Here is a 26,272-nt window from a genome sequence, read left to right on the forward strand (position 1 = left end):
AAACCGACGTATTTTATGGTATTCTTCATAGTAACAGCTCCTTTCGCATGTAGCTCTGAAATGGTTTCCACTTCCATTTTAACCTACGGTGTGCGAACAGGGGCTGCCTTTCGTTCATCATAACTTAACATCCCTGCCCCGGTAGGGGCCTCGGCTGGACCCGCTCTATTTCGCGCTTCCTCCTGCAAAACATAGAACCCGCAGACTCCGCACGGCTCAGGAGACTCAGCGCAATTCAGTAAACTATGCATGGCTCAGCAAACTCTGCACAACTCAGTACGATTCAGCACGAATAAGACGCATTACAATTTCCCCTCTAATCTTCATAACATACCTTATCCACAATTGACAAGAAGCATAATTTCCTAAACGACAAGTGGAAACGGCTTCACCGTCCTGATAAGGACAGTATCCGTTTCAGCGAGAAAAATAAGGCTAATTTTTAGCTTTAAACATATAAATAAGTTCTTATCTTTTAAGAAAGACGCCTATCGGCGTCCTATAGTAAGAATGCTGCCCTTTCAGTGGGGAGGAAAAGAATCATTTCGCGCTGATTCCCTCCTCCAGCCGGCTTCGGGCGAATACAAAGGTACTTCTGCCTTTGATTCCCTCCTCCAGCCGGCTTCGGGCGAATTCAAAGGTACTTATGCCTCTGATTCCCTCCTCCAGCCGCCTTCGGGCGGATTCAAAGGTACTTCTGCCTCTGATTCCCTCCTCCAGCCGGCTTCGGGCGAAATCAAAGGTACTTCTGCCTTTGATTCCCTCCTCCAGCCGGCTTCGGGCGAAATCAAAGGCATTTCTGCCTTTGATTCCCTCTACCTCCCCGCTGCGGCCAACGCAATCGCGCAGTTTGCCTGGCCGGAGTCCTGATCCATTCTTTCATTTACAGCGCAGCCGTGAAATAACGGATAAGCTTCGCTTCCCCCAAAACATATAAACCCGAATTTCGAGAGTAAGTATCCACAAATCGTCTAAAAAGCTCTACACGAAGGGATTTTTTGCTAAAAACAGCTTGCACCAAAGGGGTGAAGGAAAAAGAGGGTTTATCCCTTGTCCGATCTGGAATGGTTCAATTCACTTTCGAAATTCAGGATAAGTTCTCTATCGAGAAAAAGGAGCGAAATTTGCCGGACACCCCGTCCGCAAGATTCCGCTCCCTTTTTACGATCAACCTTTCTGTTTTGCCATGTACTGTTAGCGAATCCGTCCGCCGATGCTGCCTTACAGCTTGGCCTCATCCGCATTGGACACCCCTTCCCGGCGGGCGCTGCCGATGGCCGGATCGATATGGGTAAAGCTTGAAATAATCAGCATAATTACTCCGTTGCTTAGAAAAATCGCCCCGAGCCCCACCGCGCCGCCGATGCCTCCAAAAATCATGGGGGCAAAAAATTGCAGTATCCGGTTGATTGAGACCCGCAGACCCAGTATTTCCCCGTGCCTCTGCACCGGGCTTAAATCAAGAGCATACACCATGCTGAGCGGCTGCCCGATCCCGAGGCTGGCCCCTATTACGGCAAGCAATACACCAAGCCACACCGGCAGCTCCGTCAAGGAAATCAGCATATAAGCGGCGGCCGAGACAATCAGGGTTCCGGTCATTATCCGGCTTCTTCCCAGCCATCTGATAATCGGATACTGCAGAAAACGCACGATCAGCGACATAAGCGCAGAGACGGAAAGGGCCAGTCCGATTGTGCCGGAGGACATGCCGATGCTGGTGCCGTACAGCGGAAAATAAGCCGTGATCAATTCTTTGGAATAGAGCACGACGCCGCTGATCAGAATTGCATTGCGCAAATTGACATTGCCGAGCAGGCGCCAGATCGGCTCGACATGGCCTGCAGATGATCTGGCAGCCGGATCTCCCCACTGCCAATCCTTTTTCTTCAGCAAAAGCCCCAGCAAAATAGCGATCATCGAAGCGAATGCAGAAATTCCAAAGGACCATTGAAACCCGAAACGGGCATAAGTAAAGCCGCTTACCAGCGGCCCGAGCATTTCTCCTATCGCTCCCGAGAGGCTGTGCGTGGCGATGAGACGATCCCGTTCTCCAGGCATATTCCCCACGGTTTTCTGGATGGATAATACGATAAAGAGCTGCGAGAATCCAAGCATGATCTGCGAAAAAAACAGGACGGGCAGGACGGGAAACATAATCGGCAGGAGAAAGCCCGCAAGCAGACCGCAGCCGCCCATGTAAACCATTCTCCTGGCGCCGATCCGGTCCACCCATCTGCCCGTGCGAGCGGCAATCAGCATTGGAACTAAGGAATATGAAGCGACCAGTACACCGATGACGACCGAGGTAAACCCGAGCTGCTCGGAATAAATAGAGACGATCGGCCGCGTTGCCGCAAGTCCAAAGCTGTGCAGCGTGTTGATCAGCAGCATGATAAAGAAAACCATATGTGACATTCACCAGCCTAGTAAAAATCGCAGTTATATAAGCTTCTTAAGCTCACTCTATATAACGACCTATATCAAATTTTCTTTCGTACGCTTCCGGGCTCGGGGTACAGGACACAGGACACCGTATGTCCAGGCTCTACCTCCACGGACTTCGGAATACCGCTTGCGCAGCTTTCGGAGGCAAACGGGCACCGCGTGCGGAACCGGCAGCCGGAAGGCGGGTTAAGCGGACTCGGAAGCTCGCCGGTCAGGTTGAAATGATCCAGATTCCGCTTGTTCACTTCCATCGATGGCGCCGAGTTAAACAGGGCCTGGGTATACGGGTGGTACGGGCTGCCGTAGATTTGATCGGCGGGACCCCGTTCCACGACCATTCCCAGGTACATAACCATCACTTCGTCGCTCATTGTCTGCACAACATTCAAATCGTGAGATATGAAAATCATCGACAGATGAAATTCCTGCTGCAAGTCGCGGAACAGATTCAGCACCTGCGCCTGGATTGACTTGTCCAGTGCCGACACCGCTTCATCGGCGATCAGGATTTTCGGCTCCAGCACCAGCGCCCGCGCAATGGCAACGCGCTGCCGCTGGCCCCCGCTCAGCGTCTGCGGATAACGCTCGGCAAAGCTGCGGGGGATGCCCACTGCATCCAGATAACGATATGCCCGGCTTCGGCCTTCGGCTTTGGAGGCGCCGCCCACCCACAGGCTGAATGCCACATTGTCAAGCAGGGTCATCTTTGGGTTGAGAGACGAATACGGGTCCTGAAAGACCATCTGAATATCCTTCCGGTATTCTTTGAACTGGGATTTGGAAAGCTTGATCAAATCCTTGTCCCTATATTGAATCTCCCCCCGGTCGGATTCGATCAGCCGCAGGATCAGGCGGGCCAGCGTCGATTTCCCGCATCCCGATTCCCCGACAATGCCGAAGGTTTTCCGCGCCGGCAGATCGAAGGACACATCATGAACTGCCGATACCACATGCTTCACTTTTCCGACGAAATTTTTGGTCAAAAAGGTTTTTGACACCTGCTTCACTTCCAGAATGGCCGTTTCGCTGTCCATAGCTTCAGTCCCTCCCGTTGGAATCACTTTACTTGCAAGGCGTCCCGGATACCGTCAGCGCACAAGTTGATGCAGAGCGAGGTCAGGAAGAGAAAGCCTCCCGGTACGACAGTTAACAGCGGATCGACGAAGATCAACTGCTTGATGCTGTTCAGCATCACGCCCCATTCCGGCGTCGGTGGCGACACTCCGAGGCCGAGGAAGCTAAGACCTGCAGCGATGACGATCCCGATGGAAATCTGGCTGGAGGAGTATACGAACAGCTCGCTGAATACGTTCGGGACGATGTGATGCCGCATGATCTGCAGCGAGCTGGCCCCGCTGGATTTGGCCGCTTCAATAAACTCCTGATTGCGGATGCGCTTCACCGCTGTTTCAAGCACACGTGCGACAGGAGGGATAAACACGATGGAGATGGCGATCATGATATTGATGCTCCCTTGCCCCAATGCGGCCGAAACCGCAATCGACAGGATCACTGCGGGAAAAGCATAGAAGATATCCAGCGTACGCATGATGATCGCATTGACCGTGCCGCCGTAATATCCGGCGATGATGCCCAGCGCGCCTCCGGCAATAGCGGCCACGATAACGGGCAAAAAACCGGACAGCAGCGTCAATCGTCCGCCGTACAAAATACGGGTGAGCATATCCCTGCCCTGCTCGTCCGTACCCAGAAAGTATCCCGGCGTTCCGATGGGTTGAAGCCGGTTCTTGATGTCCCCTTCCAGCGGGGAGTACGGACTAATCCAGTTTGCCAAAAGTATGGAAAGAACGATTAGTACAAGGATGACAAAAGCGATAGTTGCAACCCGGTTTTTAAAAAACGCCCTGATGGCTTTCCGGTAGAATTTCTCTTCTTCAGCCACCGCCGGTTCAGCCAGCGCGGGTGCTGTGCCGGTAATTTGACTGCTTAACATGAAACTGCCTCCTTTCGCGTTCAGGCATTCTGGACTCTCGGATCCAGCAGCGCATGCAGCAAATCTACTACGATATTGAGCACGACGAAAAAGATGGAAATGAGCAATATCCCGGACTGGATGATGGGATAATCCCGCTGACTGATTCCCTGGTAAATAAGCTGTCCCAGCCCCGGCCAGGAAAAAACGGTTTCGACCAGGATCGAACCGCCCAGAAGGGAACTGAATTGCAGCCCGGCAATCGTCAGAATGGAAGGTGTCGCATTCTTCAGCACATGCCTCAGAATCGTCGTGGTTTTCACCCCTTTCGCCCTTAGCGTAAGGACGAATTCTTCATGCAGAAGATCGTATACACTGCTGCGCACCATGCGCGTCATTACGCCCAGCGTTACCATGCCTGCCGCGATTGACGGCATGATCATATGCTTCAGCAAATCGAAGCTGGCGCCGTCAAGGGACACCTTGCCCATAGGGGGCAGCCATCCTAGCGCCACTCCGAAAATCCCCATAAGAATCAGCCCGCCCCAGAAATTCGGGACGCTGATTCCAATGATAGCAACGATGTTGCCGAGGGCGGCAAACCAGGACTCCGGCTTATACGCCGCCAGAAAACCGAGCAGAATGCTAAAGACAAACGCGAAGGCGGCGGCGCCGAGGGCTAGCAGCAGACTATTGGAGAAGGCTTGAATAAGCAGCGAGTTGACAGAGGTCGATTTCACAATGGAACGGCCCAGATTGCCGGTCAGCAGATCTCCGAGCCACCGGAAATATTGGATGTACAGCGGCTGATCCAATCCAAGATCGGCGATCAGCTGGTCCTTCACCTCCTGGGATGATTCGGGAGGAACCAGAGCGTCCACCGGATTCCCGGGGACGATCTGGATAACAAGGAAAACTACGAGCGTAACGCCAAACAGGGTAGGAATCATCAGGAGAAGCCGCTTCATCAGAAAGTTAAGCATCACTTCACCTCGTATTCTCGGAATTGGTCCGCTTGCACCCTTCTATTCAACGGTCAGATGGGTCAGGTCCTGGAACCAGGACTGCGCCATGACGAAGCCCTTGACGTTCGGAGCAAGCGCCCGCAAATTCTTGTCGTGGACAATGAAGATCCAGGGCGCATCATCGGTAATAATTCCCGAAGCCTCCTGCATGAGCGCATCGACCTCTTCGGGCTTGGCTACCTTGATTCTGTCCAGAAGCACTTCGACCTCGTCATTGGAATATTTGCCCCTGTTGTTGCCGACAGGAGCCCAGGAGCTCTTGGCGAAGTTAAAGTCAATCGCCCGAATCGGCGTGTAGGTTCCTGTGGAAATCAAAACACCGCCTACTTCCCGGTCCGTCGGGAAGCCGTTTGCGAAGGTGGTCAAGAGCGACTGCCACTCCATAACCTCCAGCTTGATTTGAATGCCGACATCGGCGAGATTTTTCTGGACGTATTCCGCAATAGGCTGCGGCCACATATTGCCCGAGCCGGCAGAAGGCAGCACGAAGGTCGATTCGAACCCGTCCGGGTAGCCAGCCTCCGCAAGCAGCGCCTTTGCTTTCTCCGGATCATAGCTGTATTTATAGTCGTCGTTGTACCAGGACTGGGCCGGGTACATTAACGCATTCGCCGGTTCAGCCGCGCCGCCCAGCAAATCGTTCGCTATGCCTTCCCGGTCGACGGCATAGTTCGCCGCTTGCCGGACCAGCTTATTGCTCCAGATATCCGAATTCATGTTCAGCATAAACGGAAGCACATGGGGATACGGGTTCAAGTACACCTGGTAGCCCTGGCTCTCCAGGATGCTCATCGATTCAGGCGGCGGCAGCTCCGCCCAGTTGACTTCACCCGACTGCAGCGCCGCAAGTCTCGCCGCCGGGTCGGTGATCGGTCTCAGCACCAGCTTGGAAATCAGAGGCACGTCACCCCAATAATCGGTGTTAGCTTCCATCGTCATGCTTTGCCCTTCAACCATCTCTACGAATTTGAAGGGGCCGGTGCCTACCGGATGCTGGGCATAATCTTCGCCGGAGGTTTTGACGGCTTCCGGGCTTGCAAACAGCATCCAGGTCAAATCCCATTCCAGCAAGGAATACGGTTCCTTCGTCACCAGTTGAATCGTCATATCGTCTATCTTGGAATAGGAGCCGATCCATTTGGTGTAGTTGGCTAAACCGGCGGACATTTTCGGGGAAAAATATTCAAAGTCTTCTTTCATCACACGATCGAAGTTGAAGATTGCCGCGTCGGCATTCCAGTCTGTGCCATCGTGGAATTTCACGCCGGCACGAAGGTGAAAGGTCCAGGTGGTCTGGTCATCGGAAACCTCCCACGATTCCGCAAGCGCCGCCTTGGGCACCGCCGGCTTGCTGTCGCTGGACAAATCCCAGCGCACCAGCCCGTCATAGAGCTGGAACCCGACAAATCGCAGGCCCTCGGAGCCTTCTGTCGGACCGACGTCGGGAACGGGAATGTTGCCGGCTGTCATGGCGACGACAAGCGTTCCTCCTTTGCCGCCCCCCGTATCAGCAGCCGCTTGCTCGTCAACGTTTGCCGCAGACTCTCCCGAATTGCTGCTGCAAGCCGAAAGCAGCAGCACAAGGACGATGCTAATAATTCCGTAATAACACCAATTCCGTTGACGTTTCACTATGAATGCCCCCTTAAGTCTTTAGCTGTCTTTTCCTTATAAAAGTGAATGTTCCGGCACATGCGTTATCGTGTCTGCATTTAAATGGCAAGCGAAATGATGACCCCCTCCCAGCGAAGTGATCTCCGGCTGTTCATGCCGGCAGCGATCCATTGCCCAGCGGCAGCGATCTACAAAAGCGCAGCCTGCGGGCATATTGGCGATGGTCGGAGGCTGTCCCGGAATGGCCGTCAGCGCACCGCGCTGGCCGGGGCGGGGAGTAGCCTCGATCAGCCCCTTCGTGTAAGGATGTGACGGAGTCCCCAGCACCTGCCTGACATCTCCGAATTCCACGATTTTGCCGGCGTACATTACGGCGATCTCGTCGGCCATTTCGATAGCCACTCCAATGTCATGAGTGACCAGAATAACGGTCATGCCATATTCCTGCTGAATTTTCTTGAATAAGGTCAGGATTTGAGCCTGAATAGTGACGTCAAGAGCGGTGGTCGGCTCATCGGCCAGCAGCAGCTGCGGCGTATTGGCCAATGACATGCCGATTACCGAACGCTGCCTCATGCCGCCGCTCATCTCAAAAGGGTAAGCGCGCATCCTCGTTTCCGGTGAAGGAATTCCCACCTTGGACAGCAATTCGATAACCTTGCCGCGGATGGTGTTCCTTGGAGCGGTTCCATGATCGCGCATGGATTCGCCGATTTGCGCCCCGACGCGATACAGCGGATCAAGGGCGGACAGGGAATCCTGGAAGACCATGGAAATCTGATTTCCGCGAATGCGCTGCATCGATTTCTCGCTTTTATGCAGCAATTCTTCCCCGTTATAAAGCACCTGGCCGGACGTTACCGTATCCTTCGGCAGAATCCGCATAATCGAACGAAGCATCACACTTTTGCCCGAACCGGACTCGCCAAGCACAACGAGGGTCTTCCCTTTTTTCACATCAATAGAGACGCCGCGCACGGCAGGTACCTGTTTCCCCCGGATGGAGAATTCGGTAACGAGGTCGGTCACTTTCAGCAGGATGTCCGACATGGTGGTCACCTCCCTGATCTAAACGGGGTCCGCTCAGATAGATTGTTGATAGGCATAGGCAGCTTGCAGCAGGAGAGACTCAGAATAATGGGGTCCGATCAGCTGCATGCCGATCGGCAAGCCGTCCACCTGGCAGGGGACACTGATAGCGGGATGACCGGTATAATTGAAGCAGGAGGTGTTGCGGAAGTGAGCAGGGCCTCCGCCTGTTATGGCTTGTTCCAAGGCTTCTTTGGTACTTTGCGGAGCTTTAAATTTCGGGGCGCGGGTCGGTTTGGTGGGACAAACAAGCAGATCTATATCAGCAAAAGCCTTGTCGTACGCACGGCGAATGCCTTTGCGCACGTTTTGCGCCTTGGCGTAGAGTGTTCCGTAGTAATTGCGGTGCAAATATTCCGCCGTCGTGAGGTTGGTCCGCATACCCAGCGGAAGCTGATAGCCGTGGCTTTGTCTGGAGCTGCCGATCATGCGAATAAGCGAAGTGGGATAGTAAGTTTCCGCGAAGGCCCCGCCAAAGTTGGTTCCCATCAGGTAGCGGCTGCCTTCCATCAGGAGGATGCTTGCGGGAATATGGGCATCGGTATGAGCCGGAACCGATACCCTCGACACTATCGCTCCGGCCTTGCTGAGCACCTCAATCGCTGCGAGTACGGCATTCTCCACCTCCGGTTCCATCCCGTCGAATCCAATGCCTTCCTCCAGAATGCCGATTTTCAGCCCCTTCACTCCCCGGTCAATGATTTGGCTGTACGCCGGAAGCTCCGGAATATTCCGCTGCCGCGGGTCGTAGCCGTCCGGGCCGGCGATGCTTTCGAGCATCAGGGCGACGTCCTCCGCCTTCTTCGCCAACGGTCCCAGGAAATCCACTCCAGGATCAGAGCCGAACACGCCGGTATGCGGAATTAGCCCGAAGGTCGGCTTCAGTCCGATGACGCCGCAGTAATGGGCCGGTGCCCGTACCGAGCCGCCCTGATCACCGCCGATGGAGATATCGACCGCGCCGCTCGCCACGGAGACGGCCGAGCCCGAGGATGAGCCTCCGCTGACATGCTCGGGATTATGGGGATTCTTCACCCTGCCATAATCCCCCGTCCCCGAGAGACCCGAGCCGGAGGAGAAATCAATCATATTCAGCTTTCCTGTAATGGTCGCTCCCTGATTCAGTATTCGGGTTACGATCGTTGCATCGAAATCCGGTGTGTAGCCATCCATGAAGTGAGAGCCGAAGGTCATCGGAATGCCCGATACTGCCACATGATCCTTGAGCGCAACGGTTTTGCCGGCGAGCAGGCCTTCTCCCGATCCTTCCACGCGGCACTTCCGGATGAAGGCATTGTACGGATCTTCTTCTTCGGAGGGACGATAACCCGGGTCCCGAACGAAGTGTCCCGTCGGAAGCCGGTCTTCTTCCAGGCGGGCTTCATAAAACGTGTCCAACCCATCGAGGCTCCGCTCCATGCTCTGCTGCACCAGTACGGCTTCAAGATCAGTGAAATTCAGACCAAGCTCTTTGCCATAGGCCTTTACTTCTTCCACATCCGGTTTTCTAAGCACTCTCTCCACTCCCTTAATCGTTTATTTTTCTTTGGTGTAAAACACCCTGTTTTCCTGATACAGCCGTTCCAGCGACAGCAGCTGTTCCTTCGTGTCCTGGAGATTGACCTTCCCGACTTCGCTGAACAGTAAATTCAAGACGCTGCAGGTGGTTGCATAGGATTCAAAAAGATCGGTGGAATTTATTGGGGTTACCAAATGACATTCGGTTATCCCCCAATTCTGAAGGGTATAAGTGTCACTGATTGTCAGCAATTCAAATTTCTTTTCTTTGAGGAACCAGATCAGCTCAATCATTTCGCGCGGATAACGGGGAAGCACGATATTGAACACCAGCGTGTTCTCCGGATTCATTTTGATGATCGTGTCATAGAGCTCGCTGCCGCCGGAAGTAAACAGCCGCACATCCTTGTGGATTTTGTTAAGTATAAAGTGAGCGTATTGGGCCAGGTGGGCCCCGGTGCGAAACCCGGTGATGACAATCGACCTTTTGGAGGCAATACGCTTCGCCAATCGCTTCAGCTTCTGCTCATCAATCGCCTTCATCGCCTGAATCAAATTTTCAATTTCTTGACGCGTGTAAGCTTCAATGGCTCCATCGCTGCTCTCTGCAAAGGCGGGATGACTCTCGGCCCCGGAGATTTGACTGCGTACGTTGTCCTGAATTTCTCTGATGAAAGCAGCAAAATTATGATACTCGAGAAAAATCGTAACAAACCGGGTGACGGTCGATTGGCTTGTCCCTGCCGCTTCCGCCAGCTCCGCTGCGGTCATGAAAGCAACCTGGCTGTAATGATGCTGGATGTACTCGGCAAGTCTGCGAATATTGAGCGTCGTTTTTTCGGAATAAATAATTTCCGTCAGCTTGTCGTTCAATATTTCGTTGCGGATATCATTGGTTTGAATCATTCCATTCACCACCTTTCGCATTGAAATATTTGATTCATCTCATTCGATTGCTTACAATATACTGCAACCCTAACAGATCGGTCAAGGTTTTTTCACAATTTTGGTGAGCTTTTTTCACACAAAACGATTTTATTCGACATTTATGTTATGTTTCCTTACACAAAAAACCATTATAACAAGCAGAAACGGCTGCGCCGTCCTCTGAAAGAGGCGGTATCCGTTTCAACGAGAAAGATAAGGCTAATTTATTGCGTGAAACATATAAATTCTTATCTTTCAAATTCAAGTGGAAATGGCTGCGCCGTCCTTGACCGGGCAGCGCAGCTGTTGGCATTTCAGGTGTAAGGCTGGCTGCTGAAGCCAGGCGGGAAGCCAGGTGGAAAAGGTGCCGCTTCATATTCCCCCAGCCGCTTTTCCGCAAGCGTTAGAGACTGCGACGAAATAAAGTACCGCTAAATTGTTGACAAAACTCCCAAAACCGTGAGATCCAAAGGGCAGCCCTTTTAGTGGTAAAAAGTAACACTAAAGTAGCGCATTCGGATTCCGGATCATCCCTAGTGGGAAAAAGTACACCTAATTCTGCTTAAATCAGCCATATGGAGCGAGTGGGCCTCCATTAAGTGTACAAAATCCCACTAGAACCCGTTAAAGCCAAAATTCCAGCTCATTAGTGTTACTTTTTACACTTCGCTTCCGTTTCCTATGAATCTATTCCTTTCACCTGTACCTGTACGGGCGCCACCCTTCGTGCAAACTGAACTGAACCGCAGCCGGCGCTTAAAGATATTTAGCTATAATGCCCTGACCCTCAGCAGCCACCGTATACATATATACCGGCCTGCCCACCGCACCATAGCTGATCTCCATTTCCAGCACACCGGCCTCGGTCAGAAAAGCCAAATATTTGCGCACGGATATCCGCGAAATCGGAGCGCCCGCCGTGATGTCCTCAGTGGAGAACAACGGTCTCTCCAGCTTCTGTATGGTGCTCCAAATGCTCTCCAGCGTCCCTTCGGTAAGTCCCTTGGGCAGAGCTCCGCCCTTATCCTCCTCGGTTCCCGGGGAAAGGCGCAGCAGCTTGTCAAGCTGCTCCTGGCTAAGGTGCTCACGGTGCTTCATCAGCGCATGATCCTCCCGGTATGCCGACAGCGCCGCCTGAAAGCGGGCGAACTCAAAAGGCTTAATCAAATAATCGACAGCCCCGAGCTGCAGCGCCTTGCGGATGCTGGCATTGTCGCTGGCTGCGGAAATTACGATAATATCGACCATGCTTCCCTGCTCCCGCAAGGAGGACAAGAGCTGCAGCCCGCTTGTGCGCGGCATATAGATATCGAGCAGAATAAGGTCAATCTCAAGCTCCGCAAGCATCCGTCCGGCCTCATCTCCTGAAGCTGCCCAGCCCGCGAACTCGAAGCCCTGCACCTGCTCCAGATAATGGCGGTTGAACTTCGCCACCATCGGATCGTCCTCAACGATCAGTACTTTAATCTTCATACGGTCTCATCACCCTTTACAGCATATGGCACATCGGCCATAAAAGTCGTTCCCGGCTTCCCGCCGGATATGATCTGGAGCCGGCCCTGGAGCTTCTCCACACTTTTGCGCACCAGGTAAAGCCCGATCCCCCGGTGTTCTCCCTTGGTGGAGAACCCCTGAACAAATAGCCGCTCCCTCAGCGCTTCGGGAATTCCCGGCCCGCTGTCCTGCACAGTGCAGATCAGACGCCCCTGTCCATAATGAAACGCAAGCTCAATTTCCTTGCGGCTTTGCCCTTCCAGCACTTCCATGGCGTTGTCAAGCAGATTGCCGACAATGGTAACCAGCTCGTGGATTACTCGGGGATCAGCCGCTTCCGGCAGGTAGCTGTCCTCTGCCAGGAGCAGCTCAATTTCCGCTTCACGGGCCCTGCTGAGCTTCCCCAGCAGGAAGCCGGCCATCACCGGGTCCTTGATCTGCCTGGTGATCAGCCCGACCTCATTCCGGTAGTTGCTGACGGTTCCCGAAATATACTGCTGCAGCTCATCGTACAGGCCCATATGCGTCATTCCCATAATGACATGGAGCTTGTTCATGAATTCATGCGCCCCTGCCCGCAGAGCGTCCGCATATACAGAAATGCCGGACAGCCTTTCCGCCAGCACGGCCAGCTCGGTCTTGTCCCTGAAGGTAGCAATAGCCCCCGCAATCTGGCCATTTACCCGGATCGGAACACTGCTCGCCAGCAAAGTGATGCCGTTCAGCTCCAGCTCCTGATCCTGCTTCGCTTCACCGCTGACCAGCACCTGCTCCAGACGCAGCTCAGGCCAATAATCGGCGATGTTCCGCGTCATCGCATTGCCTGTAATCCCCGCCGTTCCCAGAAGCCGCTCCGCCTCCATATTGATCATGGTGATCCGGGCTTGGTGGTCTACTGCTATAATTCCCTCACGCGTGGATTGCAGCATGGCGCTGCGCTCCTCCAGCAGCTTGGAAATATCCGATGGCTCCATGCCGAACATCATCCGTTTGATCTTGCGGGCCAGGACAATCGCACCGCCCGCTCCAAGCACGGCTCCGGACAGCAGAATGGCAATAATCGTCCATTCATTCTGTCTGACCAGACGCTGCACCCGGTCCAGCGACAGACCGGCAACGACGACACCGACCTGATACCCTCTGTTATTGTATACAGGCACAAAGGCGCGCAGTGACTTGCCCAGCAGCCCCTCGCCTTCAGAAATGCTTTCATCGCCGCGCAGCGCTATTTTTTGCCCCCCGCCCACAAAAGGCTTGCCGATCATCGAAGCATCGGGGTGCGAATAGCGGATGCTGTTCATATCGATTACGACTACAAACATAATATCATTGCGCCGGGTGATTTTTGAGGTATAAGCCTGAATTTCCTTGCTGCGTCCTTCACTGAGCCCCTCCGATACCAGCGGCATGAGCGCAATGGTACGGGCAATCGCAATCGCTTTATCCTCCAGGGCATGCCGGGTCTGCGGAATAATCTGGTTTCTGAAAATAACGTAGAGCACAAGCATGACCAGTATCATCACCGCAGACACCATAACCGCAACCTTTGTCCTCAGGCCGTAGCTTTTTTTCTTGGCCACCGGGCTTTCTCCCCCTGTTTCCTGCTCCCGTAAGCTTAATTTTGCCATACAGGATTAATTTTGCGCGGGATGTGTTTCCCCCTTTCGCTTCAGCAAACGGTGCAGCATCAGCCAGCTTCCCAGCGGAGCGCAACCCAGCAGCAGCATAAGAAGCGTAATGACCCGGGGCGAGTCTTGAACAGACAGCACAGCGATGAACACCAGCAGCCCGAGCAGCCGTCCGCTCATCAGGCTGAGCTCACGCAGCACAACCAGCTCCACCCGTTTGCCTGCGCTCTCTGCGGACAGCCCCATCAGATCGAAGCTCGTCGAGGTCATGGGCAGCATGTACAGCGGAATACACAGCGAGGTGCCAATTCCCATGACCAGCAGTGTCCCGAAGCTGACCTTCCAGAGGAGCGGAGTAATCACAGCCACCAGCAGCAGGCCGCCGGCCAGCATTCCCGCCGAGCGGTATTTGGGCTTGAACCACTTGCCGGCTGCATAATAACTGAGAAGCGACACGGCAGAAGTAATCAGCGCAAACTGTCCCAGCTTGCTCTCTTCCCGGGCCGCTATGTATACAAGCAATCCGATCAGGAACGAAAAGACACCCTCCCGCAGGCCCTGAAACAAAAGGGCCGCAGCTGCCGGCCTCCACGGGCTTCCTGCACGCCTAAGTTCCCTCCACGGCTCCGTCCATAGATAGCTTCCTTCACTCTTGCGCCTTTTGAGCAGAAAGCTGAGGACAGCTGCGACACCATACGTGCAGAGAGAGATCATAAATACCACCCGGTATCCCCGTTCTCCCTGCCAAAGAGAAATCAGCCAGCCGGAGATCCACGGACCCGCTATGCCCGTAAGGGAGCCGAGCAGCCCCATCCAGCCATTGAAGAAATCGCGGTTTTCCGCCTCTGTTATCTCAAAAAACACAATGTTGAACGCCAGCCAGTAGAAGCCGATTGAGAGTCCCAGAATCAATCCCAGCGGCCAGATATAATGAACGGATTCTCCGCGCAGCCACAGCACCAGCAAATAAAAAAAGCCCGAAACGGCAATTCCCAGCCGCAGGGCATTCATTTTGTTATGTTCCTTCACCCATTTGCCCCCCAGCCAGAAGCTGAGGCCGACAGCGATTTGCTGTGCGACCGTAAACCAGCCGATCATGGCGAAGTTCTGGCGGCTTTTCCACAGGTAGACATTCAAAAAGGTGCCTGCCAGCACGCTCGCCAGCATGTACAGGCCTGCCACCGCCAGCAGCAGCGCCGCCTGACTGCGAAATAAGCTTTTCATGTTTCATCCCCTGCCTTCCGGACATTCCTTGCTATAACATGTCCAAAAAACAGGGAAACCATGAGTCCGTTTTACTTGCCCCCGGCGCTGAGGTTGCGCACAAGCTGAATACGGTCTTCCTGCGCCAGACTGTGCTGCACATGGAAGCATGAAGGGCAAACAAAGAGATTGAGCGCGAACGGCGCCTTCAGCACGGGTCCGCCCAGCGCTTCCGGCACGGAAGGCTCAAAGCCGTCTGCCTTCTGCGTGCCGGACAGCAGCATAAGCTCATGGCATTGCGGACATTCAGGCGCTTCCAGCTGAGCCGCCAGAATTGCTGACACACCGGATTCGTAGCGCTTCAAGTCATTATCATCGCCGAACTGGAGCAGCGTGTTGAAGATCGGCACCACACTGTCCTGGCCGCTGTCATCCCACAGATCATCATCGTCTGCCGAATCCTGTTCGGGCTCTTCAGCCTCCTCCGGCTCATCATCTTCTTCGTCCAGATCAGCTCTGCCCAGAGTAACTGTGCGGTAGCCGCTCAGCTCATTGCTGCAGTGTGGACAGGTATCCTCCGGTCCGAATTCCTCATCCCATACAATCTCTGTATGGCACCACGGACAAACTGTTGTCTCCATCTGAAATATCCCCTTCTTACCTCACATTTGAATTCAATTAATCATTAGATAAATAATACCGGCCGCTATAAAAGCAAGGGCAGAAAAGAACAGGACCCGAACCAAAATCTTCATGTTATTCCACACCCCATATTCAGAAAATAGCGGCACCGATCACATAGGACAGGGACACGGAAATCAGCATGGCGGTCAAGCCAACCGCCCGGTTGTCTGCGGCAATCTCATCATCGATGGAGAACACCGGGGTCAGAAACTCGAAGAGAAAATACGCCAGCAGCAGCAGCAGGAATCCGGCAACGGACCATTTCATGGTCTCGTAGATCGATGCGCCGGAATCAATACTGAACCGCAGGATGTTGCAGATGCCGAAGATCTTGCCTCCGGTCGCCATGGCTGCCGCCACGTTCCCTTTGCGTATTTCCTCCCAGCAGTTATACTTGGTCACCATTTCGAAGAAGGACAGAAATACCACCAGTCCCAGTACGGCCACCGTGAAATAGCCGAGCAGCGAGCCCAGCGGATGATCCAGCAAAAGATCAATATTTTCTTGCATGCGTCTCCCTCTTTCTGCCGGACTCCAGCCGCTATTGCAGTTCAGCTACGGTTACGCCCGCGCCGCCTTCATTGTAATTCCCGAGCCGATAGCTCTTCACATGCTTGTGCTTGCGCAGATATTCCTGAATGCCGGTGCGCAGCACTCCCGTGCCTTTGCCGTGGATGATGGAAATCTGGCCCAAATTCCCGAGAAAAGCTTCATCAATGAAGCGGTCCGTCTCCATGATGGCCTCTTCCAGATTTGCGCCGCGCAGATCCAGCTCACTGCGGATATTCTCATCCCGGGTACGCTTCACTGTAGTTGCACGGCGGAGTGCCGGAGGCGGGGAATCCGGTGCCGAGGACATGAATTCCAGCTCCTCCAGGTTAACCTTCATCTTCATAATGCCAAACTGCACAACAGCTTCCTTCGGACCGCTCAGCTCCACGACATACCCCTTCTGATTCACGTTCTGTACCTTGACCTCGTCGCCGGGCTGAATCTTCCGCGGAGCCTTGGACGCGCTGCGCGGCGTTACGGTCTTCTTGCGGGGTGCAGGCTCTGCTTCATCCAGGCGGCGCCGGGCTTCAATCAGCTTATGCTCCTTGACGGAAGCCCCTTCCTCCATAGCCAGACGCCGCAAATCCCTGATAATCTCCTCCGCTTCCCTGCGCGCCTTATCAAGAATCGCGCTGGCATCCTTCTCCGCCTTTTCCAGCCGCTTGTCGCGCTGGCTCTCCAGCTTCTCCAGCTCCTGCTGCTGGCGCTTGCGGAACTCCTCCGCTTCCCGCCGGACCGCTTCGGCCCGTTCCCGCTCGTTCTCGGCTCCGAGGCGGTTTTCCTCCAGTGAAGCAATCATGTGCTCCACGCGCAGATCCTCTTCATTAACCTCGCCGCGCGCATGCTCCAGAATGGCGTTCGGCAGCCCCAGACGCTCGGCAATGGCGAATGCGTTGCTTCGTCCGGGCACTCCGATCAGCAGCCGGTATGTAGGACTGAGGCTCTGCACATCAAACTCCATGCTGGCATTGATGACACCCTTGCGCTCGTAAGCATAGGCTTTCAGCTCGCTGTAGTGGGTGGTTGCCACCATCCGGCACTCGGTCCGGTGAATATTCTCCAGGATCGCAATCGCCAGTGCCGAGCCTTCCGCCGGATCGGTTCCTGCCCCTACCTCATCCAGAAGAATCAGGCTCTTCGGAGTCATCCGGCGCAGAATGGAGATAATATTGGTCATATGGCTCGAAAAGGTACTGAGACTCTGCTCAATGCTCTGTTCATCGCCAATATCTGCATAAATGGCATCAAATACACACATCTGGCTGCCTTCCTCCGCCGGGATGAACAATCCCGACATTGACATCAGACTAAGCAGGCCTATGGTCTTCAGCGTCACCGTCTTGCCGCCCGTATTCGGGCCGGTCACAATGATGGAGCTGTACTGGTTGCCCAGCTCCACATCCAGCGGAACCACCTGCTCTGCGGGGATCAGCGGATGCCGGCCCTTGCGGAGCTTAAGGTATCCCCGGTCATTCATCCGGGGCTGGATCGCCTTCATGTCACGGGCCAGCCGCGCCTTGGCGAAGATGAAATCAAGCTCGCCCAGGATATCCACATCGTAAGCCATCTCTTCGGCAATGCCACCGACGAGCGCGGTCAACCGGTGCAGGATAATCTCGATCTCCCGTTCTTCGCGCAGACGGGTCTCACGCAGCTTGTTGTTCATTGCCACAATCGATTCCGGCTCAATGAACAGCGTGGCCCCTGAGCCCGACTGGTCGTGGACAATCCCGCCGAAATGCGCGCGGTATTCGGCTTTGACCGGAATGACGAAGCGGTCACCGCGAATCGTCACAAGCTGGTCCTGCAGCATTTTGGCTACGGAGGAAGAGCGGATCATGGAATCCAGCTTCTCGCGGATCCGGGACTCGCCTCCGCGCAGCTCCCGGCGGATCGAGGCAAGCTCTGGGCTTGCCGTATCCAGCACATCCGCATTCTCGTCGATGCAGGCGCGGATGGCATCCTCCACATGCTTCTGCTCCGACAGCAGATCGCTTTGCGCGAACAGAAGCGGAATCTGCCCGTCCTCATGCACCGCCGCCAGAAAACGCTTGATTCTGCGCGCCCCGCCGATGGTATTGCCGACAGAGAGCAGCTCACCGGTGCCCAGCATTCCTCCGATGGAAGCACGCTTCAGCGCCTGCTTGATGTCCGTCACCCCGCCAAAGGAAGGAATTCCTTTGAGCCGGTCGACATTTGCCGCCTCGTCCGTAGCCTGCAGCAGCCTTTTTACACCTTCTAAATCACCGGAAGGCTTCAGGCCTTCCGCCAGCAGCCGTCCCATCGGGGTCTGCGTATATTGCATCAATTTATTTAAAATCTTGCGATATTCAAGCGTATGCAAAATTTTGTCGTCCAATTACAGTCACAGCTCCCTTCATAGATGGTTACATTATACCTAATTCAGCCCATTTTCGCTATTTGGGTAAGTTTTCAGGGCATAGAAAAACGGAGACTGGCCACAATAACAAATGCACATATCCTTATGCGAAGGCCAAAGGAGGTTAGTTCAGTGAGATTTTTAGGTCATGTGGTCCGTTTTGTGGTAGCAGCAATTGTGCTGCTCGTAGTCGGGTGGATCGTTCCGCAGTTCACGATTGGCGGTTTCTGGAGCGCGCTTATTCTTGCCCTGGTCATCGCTCTGCTCGGCTGGGTCATTGAGGGCATCTTCGGCAAAAAAACAACGCCCTTCGGCCGCGGCATAGTTGGCTTTCTGGTCAGTGCACTGGTCATATGGATTGCCCAATTCATCGTGAGCGGTGTCAGCGTCACCATTCTGGGAGCACTTTTGGCGGCACTCGTCATTGGAATTATCGACTTGTTCCTGCCGGTATCCACTCCGTTTGAAGCGGCCAAGTAGAACCGGCTGCGCCGTCTTCGGGAGGATGGTATCCATTTCATAATGCCCCTCTGCCCTCGGCAGACAACGAAACCCCCAATGCCCGGATTATACCGGAAACTGGGGGTTTTTTGTGAATATATAATTTATGTGTTCCGCTGAAACGGTAACGTCCTTATAAACGGACGGCGGGCGTTTTCTCTTGATTAACTTACCCATAGGACACCCTGGGATCATCATCCCGGGACACAGCGGCAGTGACCACGGCGTTCTTGCCGCCCCGCTTGGCCGAATACAGCGCGTGATCCGTCTTGCGGAACAGCATTTCCTTGCCGTCGCCACGCTGATAATCACAGAGCCCGATACTGGCCGTAATCGGCTTGCCTCCGGCGTATGGATCTCCATACGAATATGACCAGCCGCATGTCCTCCACCGAAGCGTAGGCCTCCTGAAAGCTTTTATCCGTAAAAATACCGCGAACTCTTCCCCGCCATATCTCGCCGCGAAGTCATTCAGCCCGATCAGGCAGCCCACCTTCGCCGCCACCTCCTTGAGCACGAGATCACCGACCCGGTGTCCGTAGATGTCATTCACACGCTTGAAGTCATCGATATCAAACAGCGCCAGCTGCAGCCTCAGGCCATTGCTCTCACACTGCTCCAGCAGCGGCTTGTCAAGCAGCGTCCGTTCTAGCCCGAATTAAATCACACTGTAAAAATCGTACTGATAATTCCCAGATAGTACAGCAGCCGCCGGTCAAAATAGATCAGGGCAATCATAATCGGCATCATAAGTGTCATCCGGGCGCCGTCTGCAAACGGCTCCAGAACAAAATACATCAGAAAAGATACAAGGAATCCGCAAATTACAACGGCAGGCTTGCGGTAATACAGCGAGGAGGGCAGCACAAACTTTGAGTGCTATTGCACCCAAACAAATCTTCACGGATTCTCCAAGACAACGGTCCGGATTTACGCTATGCTAATGACACCTGTTGTAAAGCTGCTTAAGCGTATGCTTTCGAAGCAAGTTCCGTACGAAGAGATTCAGAAGCCCGTGCTCGCAAAACTTTTGAGGAGGATGTCTATGATCAGAAAGGCGGCTATTCTATGTTCCATCGTTTGTGCACTTATGCTCACCGCTTGCAGCAGCAATAACAGCAGCAGCAATGCTGCGGGCAGCCCGGATGCATCCGCCCAGTCAGGCCTGACGGCTGAGGAGGAAATTGTCATTACCGCAACGAATTACAGCTTTGACCAGAAGGAATATCACCTGAAGAAGGGCGTACCTGTCAAAGTCACCTATAAAAATGAAAGCGGCAGCCATGGCGTTCTTGTGCCTGAGATGAAGCTGCGGCTGGATGCCAAGAATTCCTCCCAGGTCATTCTGCCCGGGGAAGCCGGAACCTTCGAGATGACCTGCGCGGTCATGTGCGGCTCAGGCCACAGCCAGATGAGCGCCAGGATTATTGTGGAGTAGGAACTGAAGCCGCCGAGCAGAATAGGGTATCCTGAAGGCCTGAACCAGTTGCCGGGATACCCTATTCTTGTGGAGGGAAACTAAGCAAAAGAACTGTCCCTCCGCAGAAAATTCTGCGCAAGAGACAGCTCCTATGGGGTGACCTGTTATAGCTGCTGCTATTATTTCACACCCTTGCTACGGTTCGAAATATCCAGCCAGACGGCGATCACCAGAATCGAACCCTTCACGACATACTGCCAGAAGGACTCCAGTCCCATCAGCGACATCCCGTTGTCCAGCGAGGTCATCACCAGCGCTCCGATGATGGCGCCGATGACGGTTCCGGCTCCGCCCATCAGCGAAGTTCCGCCAATGACGCAAGCCGCAATGGCGTCCATCTCCGCCATGTTGCCGGCGGTGATGGTGGCCGAGGCCAGCCGCGACGTCAGCACGATGGCGGCGATTGAGCCAAGCAGCCCGCTGAGCAGGAAAATCAGCATCGTCTTGCGCTTGATATTGATGCCGGAGAGGCGCGCCGCCTCAATATTGCCGCCAATCGCATAGATATGGCGCCCGAACGTTGTCTTGGCCGAGATAAAATAGAAGATGACGGCCAGCACAATCACAAAAATAATCGGGAACGGAATGCCTTTATAATTGTTCATTACAGCTACGAAGACCACCACTAGCAGCGCAAGTCCGGCCGCCTTCGCGATGTCGAAGCCCAGCGGGGCGATCTCGAAGCCGTATTTTTTGCGGGAACGCCGTTTATTGAACGCACTCCAGAGCAGCAATCCCACCGCGATTACACCAAGGATAATGCCAAAGCCGGGGGCAAAATATGCATTGCCGAGCAGGGCCAGCACCGGATCGGACACCGGAATAGTCATCGACTCGGTGACACCCATCAGCACACCGCGGAATACCATCATCCCTCCGAGTGTGACGATGAAGGCGGGAATCATTTTATAAGCCACCAGCCAGCCCTGAATCAGGCCCAGCACCGCACCTGCCGCCAGTGTACCCAGAATAACGATAATTGCCGGCAGCTCCAGCCAATTGCTGAGAATAGCCGCCATGCCGCCGGTCAGTCCGACGATGGAGCCGACAGACAGATCGATGTGTCCGGCCACAATGACCAGCACCATGCCGATCGCTAGAATGGAGGTCACTGACATCTGTGTGAACAGATTGGACAGATTCCGCGATGTCAGGAAGGTCGGATTCAGCGCGCCGAACAGAACCCAGATCAGAATTAATGCGCCCACCATTGTATACGCACGTATATCCATTTTGCCGAACAAGCCGCGTAAGCGTGATCTTGCGGCAGCAGGAACCGCTTCAGGTTCCCGAAGCTCTTTTTGCAGTTGCATCTCTATTTACCTCCCGTAGCGGCCAGCATAATATTCTCTTGCGTCGCTTCCCGCCAATCATATTCCCGCACAAACTGCCCTTCACACATCACCAGAATCCGGTCGCTCATGCCCAGTACCTCCGGAAGCTCCGAGGATATCATAATAATCGCCACCCCATGCTCCACCAGCTGATTCATCAAATTATATATTTCGTATTTCGCCCCGACGTCGATTCCCCGGGTAGGTTCATCCATAATCAGAATCTTGGGGTCTGACATCAGCCATTTGCCGATGACGACCTTCTGCTGGTTCCCCCCGGAAAGTGTGCCTGCCAGCGTCTCGAGCGAAGAAGTTTTCGTCTTCAGCTCCTGCACGTACTTATCCGCCCACTTAATCTCCTCGTTCTCATTGATGACGCCCAGCCGGGAGACCTTGCCCAGTGTGGCTAAGGTGGTGTTCCGTTTGACATCCATCCCCATAACCAGCCCCTGGCGTTTGCGGTCCTCGCTGACCAGGGCAATGCCCGCCTTGATCGCCTCGGCGATGGAACGGATCTTCATGTCTTTCCCTTCAATCCGTACAATCCCTTCAGCCCTGCCTCCATAGGCACCGAACAGGCTGCTGACCAGCTCCGTACGGCCTGCGCCCATCAGCCCGGCAATGCCCAGAATCTCGCCCTCACGGAGGGTAAATGAAATATCGCGGAGCACCCTGTGATGCCGCTTCTCCGGGTGCCATACATTATAACCTTTGACCTCAAGCACCGTATCTCCGGGAAAATGTTCTACCCGCGGATAACGCTCCGTCAGCTCTCGGCCCACCATTAAGGAGACAATCTGGTCATCATTCGTCTCCTTGCGGTCAAGGGTAGCGACAGTCCGGCCGTCCCGCAGGACGGTGATCGAATCGGCCAGAGCGAACACCTCGGGCATTTTGTGAGAAATATAGACGCAGGTAACCCCTTCGCGCCGCAGCTGGTTCAGAATGCCCAGCAGAATGGACACCTCGCTCTCGGTCAGCGCCGCCGTCGGTTCATCCAGAATCAGAATCTTGGTATGCTTGGAGAGTGCCTTGGCGATCTCTACCAGCTGCTGCTGGCCAATGCCGAGATTGCCGATCTTGGTATCCGGCGACAGATTCAACCCCACCTTCTTCAGCCACAGCGAAGCCTGGTGGTAGAGCTCATCCCACTGGATTGCCCCCCGCTTGGTTGGTTCAGCCCCGAGAAAGATATTCTCACCGGCCGTCATCTCCTTGACGAGCGCCAGCTCCTGGTGAATGATCGCAATCCCGGCCTTCTCCGCATCCGCAATGGTATGAAACGCCTTCTTCTCCCCGCTGATCAGGATATCGCCCCCGTATGTCCCTGCCGGGTACAGTCCGCTCAGAACCTTCATCAGTGTGGATTTGCCGGCGCCATTCTCGCCGCACAGCGCATGAATCTGCCCTTGCTTGACCTTGAAATTCACATGGTCCAGCGCCTTGACCCCGGGAAACTCCTTGCTGATCTCCACCATTTCGAGTACATGCATGCTTTCCGCTCCTCCTTCCGGCCTTCAACCGGCAAGCAGATGCGGTAGCGCCACAGGCGCCGCATCTGCTTGCCGTAAAGGCTGCCCTTATTGTTTCGGCCACTGGTCCTTCGGAACGTTCTTGTAGACTTCCTCCAGCTTGTGGAATCCGTCTTTGATCAGTACGTCCAGATTGTCCTTATTGACCGCAATTGGGTCAAGCAGCACGGATGGAACATCAAATTTACCGTTGTTAACTGATTTTTCAGTCGAAATGGTCTCATCTTTGGCAGCTTCCATTGCCATTTCCGCAGCCTTGGTCGCAATGGTGTTGATCGGCTTGTAGACCGTCATCAGCTGTGTACCTTCGGCAATGCGCTGTACAGCGGCAAGGTCCGCATCCTGCCCGGAAACCGGAATTTTGCCGGCCATGCCTTGCGCCGTGAGTGCCTGGATTGAGCCGCCTGCTGTACCGTCATTGGCGGCAACCACACCCTGAACATCATTATTGTTCGCGGTCAGCGCGTTCTCCATATTCTTCAGCGCCTCTTCCGGCTTCCAGTCCTTGGAGAACTGGTCATAGACAATCTTAATGTCGCCTTTCTCTACAAGCGGCTTCAGGATATTCATCGCCCCTTCTCTGAACATATGAGCGTTGTTATCCGTATCTGCTCCCCCAATATAGACGATGTTGCCTTTAGGGGCATTGTCGATTACAGCCTGAGCCTGGAATTCTCCGACCCGCACATTGTCGAATGAGATATAGTAATCCACATCCGCGTTATTGATCAGGCGGTCATAGGCAATCACCTTAATGCCTTCCTTGTGGGCCTTCTCCACGATAGGCGCCGTAGCTTCAGCATTATGGGCAATGACCACCAGCACATCGACCCCTTGAGAGATCAGTTGTTCGGCCTGACTCAGCTGGGTGGCATCATCGCCGTTTGCAGCCAGCACCTTCACTTCACCGCCGAGCTCCTCGACCTTCTTCGTGAAGATATCCCGGTCCTTCTGCCAGCGTTCTTCCTTCAGGGTATCCATCGACATGCCGATGACAATTTTGTCCCCGTCCTTTGCAGCACTGGTGGTCTCCTTCTTCTGATTGTCTCCGTTTGAGACCACTCCACAGCCCGCCATTGACGCTGCCAGCACTAATGCTGTTAATCCGAGGGAAATCGCTTTTCCGTATTTTCTCACTCTTTCTACGCCCCTTTTCACCGGTCATATATTTGATTGCGCTTACAAAAAAAGTGTAGCATGGTTTATCCGCAGCCGGAGCTTCTATTCCCTTCACTTTCTTACCTTCCGCCTGCATTCCGTTATCCTCTGTTGTAATGAAACTCTTCTTGGCCGCTTTCATAGGAAAAACCGGGGCTGCAGCATAAAAAAGTCCTTGCTTTGTCAGCAAGGAGCCTGCTTCTCATGCTGCTGCCGGAATTCGCTTGGCGTAATGCCGACAGCTTTTTTGAAGACCCTGCTGAAGTAATTCGGGTCCCTGTAGCCCACCTCATAGCATATCTCCTTGAGGTTCAGCTGCTCCTCCGCGATCAGGCGCTTCGCTTCGTTGATTCTCAGCCGTGTGATGTGGTCGATGAAGGTCTCACCTGCATGCTGCCGGAACAATTTGCTGAAATAGTGCGGGCTAAGGTTCACATACTCCGCCGTCTGCTCCATGGAAATATCCTCTTTATACTTCTGTCCAATGTAGAGCAGCGCACGCTGATGAACATGGGAGCGGCTATGCTCCTGCTCCTCCTCAAGATTATAGATCAGTCTCTCCAGCCAGGACTCCGCGCTCAGCCTGAGGGATTCAGAATCTTCCGCCGCACTTAAGGAAGCAAGAATCTCCGGCCCGGCCGCGGAGTGAACCCCTCTGGAGAGAAACAACAGGAGACCCGTCACTTCACCCCGTACCACGGGCACCTGCTGGCCGCTTCCTTGCCCGAAATAGGCATACAGCTTGCCGAAACGCTCCAGCGCCTCCTGCCGGTTCCGCTGCAGCAGGGCATCCAGCAGCTTCTTCTCCTCATCCAGGGAGACGGCTGTCTGTCCGGAGCTTTGGACCATATCATCATAGTGGCGCACGCTGGAGGAATCATCGTACCCGGCGCAGACCCGGACCGCCTCGCGGTAAGAACGGCTAAGCCCGTCCCAGCCTTCGCGGATGGAGCCGATGCCTACACTCACAGACAATCCGAACCGCTCCCCGGCCAGACTGCGGAGGCGCTCCCCCCAGTCCAGCGAACTGACCCGCTGCGAATAGCCTGTCCGTCCGGGAGCCATGGGGATGAACAGCGCCAGCTGATGCCCGATCAGCGGCCCGGTCAGGCAGCTGAGCCCAGCTTTGGCAAACTGCTTCACCGCCTCATAGACCTCCCGCTTCGCCTGCTGGAATTCTTCCCATGCGGCGCCCGAATGCCGGGGGAACGACAGCACCATCGCATAGCCTTTGCTCCACTCCAGCTCCAGCAGCCCGGCCAGCTGCTCAAGCTCCAGATCCTGCACATGCTCCAGCATCAGCATCAGCGCCAGCTCGTTCTCGGCCAGCGGGAGCAGATGGGCCAGCTTCTCCTGTAGCTCAAGTTGCTCATTCCTATGGCGCTTCTGCTCCTCGATCACCGCAAGCAGCTGCTTCAGCACATCCGCGACCTCATCCCGACGGGCCGGCTTCAGCAGATAATTACGCACACCCAGCAGCAGCCCTTCCTTGGCATAGGCGAAGTAATCATGGGCTGTAATTATCACAATCTGGGTGGAAGGCAGCTTGTCCAGAATCTGCCGCACCGCCTCCAGCCCCTGAATCCCCGGCATCTTGATATCCATGAAGATAATCTCGGGCCGCTGCTCCTCCGCGAGCTGAATGGCTATCCGCCCGTTCCCGGCGTGCAGAAATTCGAACATATCCGGAAAAATATGCCGGATCATCAGCTCCAGCCCTTCCCTCTCCAGCGCTTCATCATCCGCGATCAGCAGTCTGTACATCGTTATCG

At 54.4% G+C, this 26,272-nt stretch carries 23 protein-coding genes; 3 read left to right on the forward strand and 20 right to left on the reverse strand.

Annotated elements, in window-relative coordinates:
• Window positions 1-510: 510 nt before the first annotated feature.
• Complete coding sequence (locus HYD27_RS28280) at window positions 511-870, forward strand: hypothetical protein (RefSeq protein WP_219220916.1); 360 nt, start codon at window positions 511-513, stop codon at window positions 868-870.
• A gap of 351 nt (window positions 871-1,221) precedes the next feature.
• On the opposite strand, the gene HYD27_RS28285 is transcribed toward HYD27_RS28280, so the two are convergent.
• The 14 genes from HYD27_RS28285 to HYD27_RS28350 form a co-directional block, all read right to left on the reverse strand.
• A complete protein-coding gene (locus HYD27_RS28285; protein WP_219220917.1) occupies window positions 1,222-2,409 on the reverse strand; it encodes an MFS transporter in 1,188 nt (395 codons plus the stop codon).
• A 74-nt stretch (window positions 2,410-2,483) separates the two neighbouring features.
• Entirely contained in the window at window positions 2,484-3,482 is a 999-nt protein-coding gene (locus HYD27_RS28290) for an ABC transporter ATP-binding protein (protein WP_219220918.1), read from the reverse strand.
• A 23-nt stretch (window positions 3,483-3,505) separates the two neighbouring features.
• A complete protein-coding gene (locus tag HYD27_RS28295; RefSeq protein WP_219220919.1) occupies window positions 3,506-4,402 on the reverse strand; it encodes an ABC transporter permease in 897 nt (298 codons plus the stop codon).
• Window positions 4,403-4,422: 20 nt separating this feature from the next.
• Window positions 4,423-5,364 carry an ABC transporter permease gene (locus HYD27_RS28300; protein ID WP_219220920.1) on the reverse strand — a complete coding sequence of 314 codons (942 nt, stop codon included), beginning with the start codon at window positions 5,362-5,364 and terminating at the stop codon, window positions 4,423-4,425.
• Window positions 5,365-5,406: 42 nt separating this feature from the next.
• On the reverse strand, window positions 5,407-7,038 hold the full coding sequence (locus HYD27_RS28305) for an ABC transporter substrate-binding protein (RefSeq protein ID WP_219220921.1): 1,632 nt from the start codon (window positions 7,036-7,038) through the stop codon (window positions 5,407-5,409).
• Window positions 7,039-7,074: 36 nt separating this feature from the next.
• Complete coding sequence (locus tag HYD27_RS28310; RefSeq protein WP_219220922.1) at window positions 7,075-8,070, reverse strand: ABC transporter ATP-binding protein; 996 nt, start codon at window positions 8,068-8,070, stop codon at window positions 7,075-7,077.
• 33 nt (window positions 8,071-8,103) lie between these two features.
• The gene (locus HYD27_RS28315; protein WP_219220923.1) at window positions 8,104-9,624 is read right to left on the reverse strand and encodes an amidase family protein; all 1,521 of its coding nucleotides are present in this window, start codon (window positions 9,622-9,624) and stop codon (window positions 8,104-8,106) included.
• A gap of 21 nt (window positions 9,625-9,645) precedes the next feature.
• Window positions 9,646-10,533, reverse strand: coding sequence for a MurR/RpiR family transcriptional regulator (locus tag HYD27_RS28320; protein WP_219220924.1), 888 nt, complete (start codon window positions 10,531-10,533; stop codon window positions 9,646-9,648).
• 777 nt (window positions 10,534-11,310) lie between these two features.
• Window positions 11,311-12,027, reverse strand: coding sequence for a response regulator (locus HYD27_RS28325; protein ID WP_219220925.1), 717 nt, complete (start codon window positions 12,025-12,027; stop codon window positions 11,311-11,313).
• A complete protein-coding gene (gene dcuS / locus HYD27_RS28330) occupies window positions 12,024-13,628 on the reverse strand; it encodes a DcuS/MalK family sensor histidine kinase (RefSeq protein ID WP_219220926.1) in 1,605 nt (534 codons plus the stop codon). The genes HYD27_RS28325 and dcuS overlap by 4 nt, the downstream gene beginning before the upstream one ends.
• A 54-nt stretch (window positions 13,629-13,682) precedes the next feature.
• On the reverse strand, window positions 13,683-14,900 hold the full coding sequence (locus HYD27_RS28335; RefSeq protein ID WP_219220927.1) for an MFS transporter: 1,218 nt from the start codon (window positions 14,898-14,900) through the stop codon (window positions 13,683-13,685).
• 71 nt (window positions 14,901-14,971) lie between these two features.
• Window positions 14,972-15,520, reverse strand: a complete 549-nt coding sequence (locus tag HYD27_RS28340) for a hypothetical protein (RefSeq protein ID WP_219220929.1) — start codon at window positions 15,518-15,520, stop codon at window positions 14,972-14,974.
• Window positions 15,521-15,653: 133 nt separating this feature from the next.
• Window positions 15,654-16,073, reverse strand: a complete 420-nt coding sequence (locus HYD27_RS28345; RefSeq protein ID WP_219220931.1) for a DUF350 domain-containing protein — start codon at window positions 16,071-16,073, stop codon at window positions 15,654-15,656.
• Between the two features lie 31 nt (window positions 16,074-16,104).
• A complete protein-coding gene (locus HYD27_RS28350) occupies window positions 16,105-18,474 on the reverse strand; it encodes an endonuclease MutS2 (RefSeq protein WP_219220933.1) in 2,370 nt (789 codons plus the stop codon).
• Window positions 18,475-18,627: 153 nt separating this feature from the next.
• Here HYD27_RS28350 and HYD27_RS28355 point away from each other — a divergent pair, with 153 nt between their 5' ends.
• Window positions 18,628-18,975 (forward strand): phage holin family protein, encoded by a 348-nt coding sequence (locus HYD27_RS28355; protein ID WP_219220934.1) that lies wholly within the window; start codon window positions 18,628-18,630, stop codon window positions 18,973-18,975.
• A 190-nt stretch (window positions 18,976-19,165) separates the two neighbouring features.
• On the opposite strand, the gene HYD27_RS28360 is transcribed toward HYD27_RS28355, so the two are convergent.
• Window positions 19,166-19,636, reverse strand: a complete 471-nt coding sequence (locus tag HYD27_RS28360; protein ID WP_219220962.1) for a GGDEF domain-containing protein — start codon at window positions 19,634-19,636, stop codon at window positions 19,166-19,168.
• A gap of 23 nt (window positions 19,637-19,659) precedes the next feature.
• On the reverse strand, window positions 19,660-19,863 hold the full coding sequence (locus tag HYD27_RS28365) for a hypothetical protein (protein WP_219220936.1): 204 nt from the start codon (window positions 19,861-19,863) through the stop codon (window positions 19,660-19,662).
• A 178-nt stretch (window positions 19,864-20,041) separates the two neighbouring features.
• Between HYD27_RS28365 and HYD27_RS28370 the strand changes: the two genes are divergently transcribed.
• Window positions 20,042-20,434 carry a cupredoxin domain-containing protein gene (locus tag HYD27_RS28370; protein ID WP_219220937.1) on the forward strand — a complete coding sequence of 131 codons (393 nt, stop codon included), beginning with the start codon at window positions 20,042-20,044 and terminating at the stop codon, window positions 20,432-20,434.
• 161 nt (window positions 20,435-20,595) lie between these two features.
• Here HYD27_RS28370 and HYD27_RS28375 read toward each other — a convergent pair whose 3' ends face one another.
• From HYD27_RS28375 to HYD27_RS28390, 4 genes are all read right to left on the reverse strand, one after another.
• Window positions 20,596-21,789: a sugar ABC transporter permease gene (locus HYD27_RS28375; protein WP_219220939.1), complete on the reverse strand. Its 1,194-nt coding sequence runs from the start codon at window positions 21,787-21,789 to the stop codon at window positions 20,596-20,598.
• Window positions 21,790-21,791: 2 nt separating this feature from the next.
• Complete coding sequence (locus HYD27_RS28380) at window positions 21,792-23,303, reverse strand: xylose ABC transporter ATP-binding protein (RefSeq protein WP_219220941.1); 1,512 nt, start codon at window positions 23,301-23,303, stop codon at window positions 21,792-21,794.
• Window positions 23,304-23,390: 87 nt separating this feature from the next.
• On the reverse strand, window positions 23,391-24,419 hold the full coding sequence (gene xylF, locus HYD27_RS28385) for a D-xylose ABC transporter substrate-binding protein (protein ID WP_219220963.1): 1,029 nt from the start codon (window positions 24,417-24,419) through the stop codon (window positions 23,391-23,393).
• Window positions 24,420-24,683: 264 nt separating this feature from the next.
• Window positions 24,684-26,264 (reverse strand): helix-turn-helix domain-containing protein, encoded by a 1,581-nt coding sequence (locus HYD27_RS28390; protein WP_219220943.1) that lies wholly within the window; start codon window positions 26,262-26,264, stop codon window positions 24,684-24,686.
• Window positions 26,265-26,272: the final 8 nt, after the last annotated feature.

Origin of the sequence: Paenibacillus sp. S150, assembly GCF_019352175.1 — a bacterium.
Taxonomy (GTDB): Bacteria; Bacillota; Bacilli; order Paenibacillales; family Paenibacillaceae; genus Paenibacillus_AQ.